The organism is Microbacterium sp. (genome assembly GCF_041909575.1).
Taxonomy (GTDB): Bacteria; Actinomycetota; Actinomycetes; order Actinomycetales; family Microbacteriaceae; genus Microbacterium.
In genome coordinates, this window is sequence record NZ_JAYRDE010000165.1 from 1 (window position 1) to 4168 (window position 4168).

Consider the following 4168-nt stretch of genomic DNA (forward strand, 5'->3'; position numbering starts at 1 on the left):
TTCCCGAGCGCGGGTACGAGCTCCTGTTCGTCGACAAGGTGCCCTTCCCGCGGCGCCCGAACCGCGCCGCGGCGTCGTTCCCGGTGCAGTTCCCGCGCGCCGTCGCGCAGGTTCGCGCGCACCTGGTCGCCCGCGGCGTCGACGTCGTGGTGGGCTTCGGAGGGTACGCGTCCGCTCCCGCCTACGTCGCGGCCCGTCGCGCGCGCGTGCCGTTCGTGGTGCACGAGGCGAACGCGCGGCCGGGCATGGCGAACGTTCTCGGTGCGCGCACGGCCGCGAAGGTCGGGGTCGCCTTCGAGGGCACGCCTCTCAAGCGCTCCCATGTGGTCGGGATGCCGCTGCGGCGCGAGATCGTCGAGCTCGACCGCGCGGCGCTCCGCGACGAGGCCGCCGCGTGCTTCGGGCTCGACGCGGAGCGCCCGGTGCTCCTGGTGTTCGGCGGCTCGCTCGGCGCGCAGCGCCTGAATGAGGCGTTCGGCGCGGGGCACGGCGAGGCGTGGCGCGACGTCCTGGAAGCCGGATGGCAGCTGCTGCACGTGACGGGGGAGCGGTCCGATCTCGCCGATCCCGGTGCACCGGGCTATGCCGTGCGCCGGTACGTCGACCGCATGGACCTCGCCTTCGCCCTGGCCGACCTCATCGTCTCGCGCGCCGGCGCCGCGACGGTGAGCGAGATCAGCGCCCTCGGCATCCCCGCGGTGTACGTGCCGTATGCGGTGGGCAACGGCGAGCAGGCGCTCAACGCCGCGTCGGCGATCCGGGCGGGCGCGGCGGTCCTGATCCCCGACGGCGAGCTGACCGGCGACCGCGTCCGCTCCGAGGTCATTCCGCTGCTCGCGGACCACGACCGGCGCGCGGCGATGGTGGCGGCCGCGGCATCCGTGGGCACCCGCACCGGCACCGAGAACGTGGTGGCGCTCATCGACGAGGCGCTCGGGCGCTGATCACACCGGTGCGGTGCCGCCGCCCCGCAGCGCGGCGGCGACGAGGGCCAGCGCCTCGTCGGCGTCGAGCCTGAGCGCGCGCACCTGCTCGGCGAAGACCGCCGCGGCGCGCTGGGCCTCCTGGTGAGCCGGGTCGCCGTGGAACGACACGAAGGTGCCGTTGCGCCCGCGCGTCTCGACGATCCCGGATGCCTCCAGCTCGCGGTACGCGCGTGCGACCGTACCCGGCGCGAGGCCGAGGTCCTCGGCGAGCCGGCGCACGGTCGGCAGCCGGTGACCGGCCGAGAGCTCACCCGAGGAGATCGCGTCGACGAACCCGGCGCGCAGCTGCTCGAACGGCGGCACCGGAGAGGCGGGGTCGATCGCGATCATCCCGCCATCGTTCCGAGCCGCCCGGGATGTGTCAACACGATCCGCGGGGGTCGTGGGAGCCCAGCGCGCCGGGCCCGCGGCACCGGCCGCCCAACTTAGGATTGACGGGTCATGATCAGACCCGACCTGTCCCTCCCCATCCCCGAGCACATCGAGGCCGCGCACTTCATCGGAATCGGCGGTTCCGGCATGTCGGGGCTGGCGCGCATGTTCCTCGCCCGCGGCATCCGCGTGTCCGGTTCGGACCGAGCGGACAGCCCCGCGCTGCGCGAGCTCGCGGCACTCGGTGCCGACGTGCATGTCGGGCATGACGCGGCGAACCTGGGCGACGACGTCGACACGGTCGTGCACACGGGTGCCATCTGGCCCGAGAACCCCGAGTTCGTTCTGGCCAAGCAGCGCGGCCTGCACGTGATCCATCGTTCGCAGGCCCTGTACTGGCTGATCGGCGGACGCCGGCTCGTGTCGGTCGCCGGCGCGCACGGCAAGACGACCTCGACCGGCATGATCGTGACGGCGCTGCGGGCGCTCGACGCCGACCCGACGTTCGTCAACGGCGGGGTGATCGCGCAGCTCGGGGTCTCGAGCGGCACCGGCTCGGACGACCTGTTCGTGATCGAGGCGGACGAGTCCGACGGCACCTTCCTGCTCTACGACACCTCGGTCGCGCTGATCACGAACGTCGACCCCGACCACCTCGATCACTGGGGTTCGCGCGACGCGTTCTACGACGCCTTCGCACGCTTCGGGGACCGAGCCCGCGAGGCTGTCGTCATCTCGTCCGACGACGACGGCGCGCGGCGCGTGACCGAGCGGCTCACCCATCCGCGCGTCGTCACGTTCGGCGAGTCGGCGGACGCGACCGTGCGGGTGGAGGACATCCGCACCGACGGTCCGGTGGCGTTCACCGTCACGCACGCCGGTGTCTCGGTGCCCGCCCGGCTGCCTGTTCCCGGCGCCCACAACGCGATCAACGCGACGGGGGCCGTCGCGGTTCTGCTGACGCTCGGATTCGAGCTCGAACCGGCCGTGCGGGCCGTGGAGGACTTCGCCGGAACGGTTCGCCGGTTCGAGCTGCACGGCGCCGTGCGCGGAGTGAGCGTGTACGACGACTACGCCCACCACCCGACCGAGGTCGAGGCGGCGCTCGTCGCCGCGCGCACGGTCGTGGGCGACGGCCGCATCATCGCGATCCAGCAGCCGCACACGTATTCGCGCACGCAGGAGATGTACCGCGAGTTCGCCGAGGTCCTCGAGCGGCACGCGGACCACACCGTCATGCTCGACGTGTACGGGGCCCGTGAGGACCCGGTGCCGGGCGTGACGGGTGAGCTCGTCAGCGGCGCGTTCGCCGATCCCGCGCACGTTCACTTCGTGCCCGACTGGCAGCAGGCCGCGGACTACACCGCCTCCGTCGCTCGTGACGGCGACTTCGTCATCACCCTCGGCTGCGGCAACGTCAACCTCATCATCCCGCAGGTGCTCGCCTCCCTGGAGACCGTCCCGCCGTCGACCGCCGCGCACGCGGGGGAGTAGGACCGGATGCGCCGGCCGTCGCCGCTGCCGCCGCCCGTGCGCGGCGCCGCGAAGCCCGCTGCCGATCCGTCCGGCGCTCCGCGGGAGCGCGCCGAGCTGCGCGCGGACGAGCTCGACGACGCCCCGGTGATCCCGCTCGCCGTCCCCGCGCCGCTTCCCGACGGACGCGCCGTCAGCGACGGCCTCCCCGGCGGAGGGCAGGCGGATGCCGCGCAGGCGGCACCCGTGGGCTGGCGCGAGGTGTGGCGTGCGGCGAGGGCTCGCCGCAAGGCGCTGCGCGCCGAGGTCCGGCGCTTCACAGCGCGCCAGCGTCGACGCCGCGCGGTCTGGATCGGCTCGGCCGCGGCACTCGTCGTGCTCGCGCTCGCGACCCTCGGGGCCGCCTACAGTCCGCTCTTCGCCGTAGAGACCATCACGGTGGTCGGCGTCGACGCGCTCGACGAAGCCGAGGTGGCGGCGGCTCTCGAGGACCAGCTCGGAGCTCCGATCCCGCTCGTGGACGAGAGCGCCGTGAAGGCAGCGCTCGTCGCCTTCCCGCTCGTGGAGTCCTACACGCTGGAGGCGCGCCCGCCGCACGAGCTGGTGGTGCGGATCGTCGAGCGCACCCCGATCGGCGTGATCGAGACGCGTGCAGGCGCCACGGTGGTCGACGCTGCCGGGGTGGCGCTGTCGACGGCGCCGACCGGCCCGGAGGGACTCCCGGTGCTCGACATCCGCGGGGGCGTCGGATCGGATGCCTTCGTCGCGGCCGGTCAGGTCATGCACTCGCTCCCGCCCGAGATCCGCGGCCAGGTCACGGCGGTCTCGGCGAGCACTCCGGACGACGTGACCCTCACCCTCGGCGGGACGAACACCGCCGTCGTGTGGGGCAGCGCCGAGGACTCGGCGGCGAAGGGTGCGGTGCTCGAGAAGATCATGGCCGCCCGCCCGCCGGCCTCGGTGCGCTCGTACGACGTGTCCTCCCCGAACGCCGTCGTCGTCCGCTGACCCTCCGGCGGCCGGATCTGGGACGCGATGTCGCGACACGCCGCGCCGGTCCGCGCCGGGCCGCGGCATCCGCATACTTTCAATTCAGGAATTGCATACCGGGCAATTCTTTATACCTCTACTAGAGGTTGAAGGTTTCGACAGGGTCCAGGGCTACGGAGGCCGGCATGAGCCAGAACCAGAACTACCTCGCCGTCATCAAGGTGGTCGGAGTCGGCGGAGGCGGCGTGAACGCCGTCAACCGGATGATCGAGCTCGGACTCCGCGGCGTCGAGTTCATCGCGGTCAACACCGACGCACAGGCGCTGCTGATGAGCGATGCCGACGTC

At 72.9% G+C, this 4168-nt stretch carries 4 protein-coding genes and 1 pseudogene; 4 read left to right on the forward strand and 1 reads right to left on the reverse strand.

The window, feature by feature from the left end; all coding sequences use genetic code 11:
* Positions 1 to 944, forward strand: a 944-nt coding sequence (locus tag ACE3O1_RS14960) for a glycosyltransferase (protein ID WP_374316401.1), incomplete at its 5' end; no start/stop codon positions are given.
* Here ACE3O1_RS14960 and ACE3O1_RS14965 read toward each other — a convergent pair.
* Positions 945 to 1316: a GntR family transcriptional regulator gene (locus ACE3O1_RS14965; RefSeq protein ID WP_374316403.1), complete on the reverse strand. Its 372-nt coding sequence runs from the start codon at positions 1314 to 1316 to the stop codon at positions 945 to 947.
* A 111-nt stretch (positions 1317 to 1427) separates the two neighbouring features.
* On the opposite strand from ACE3O1_RS14965, the gene murC reads away from it, so the two are divergent.
* The 3 genes and pseudogenes from murC to ACE3O1_RS14980 all read left to right on the forward strand — a co-directional run.
* On the forward strand, positions 1428 to 2852 hold the full coding sequence (gene murC / locus ACE3O1_RS14970; RefSeq protein WP_374316405.1) for a UDP-N-acetylmuramate--L-alanine ligase: 1425 nt from the start codon (positions 1428 to 1430) through the stop codon (positions 2850 to 2852).
* A gap of 6 nt (positions 2853 to 2858) precedes the next feature.
* Positions 2859 to 3839, forward strand: coding sequence for an FtsQ-type POTRA domain-containing protein (locus ACE3O1_RS14975; protein WP_374316407.1), 981 nt, complete (start codon positions 2859 to 2861; stop codon positions 3837 to 3839).
* Between the two features lie 167 nt (positions 3840 to 4006).
* Positions 4007 to 4168, forward strand: a pseudogene (locus ACE3O1_RS14980) (cell division protein FtsZ); the annotation flags it as partial.

Coding starts and splice junctions, on each gene's coding strand:
- ACE3O1_RS14965 (WP_374316403.1), bottom strand. CDS start 1,316: ATGATCGCGATCGACCCCGCCTCTCCGGTGCCGCCGTTCGAGCAGCTG.
- murC (WP_374316405.1), top strand. CDS start 1,428: ATGATCAGACCCGACCTGTCCCTCCCCATCCCCGAGCACATCGAGGCC.
- ACE3O1_RS14975 (WP_374316407.1), top strand. CDS start 2,859: ATGCGCCGGCCGTCGCCGCTGCCGCCGCCCGTGCGCGGCGCCGCGAAG.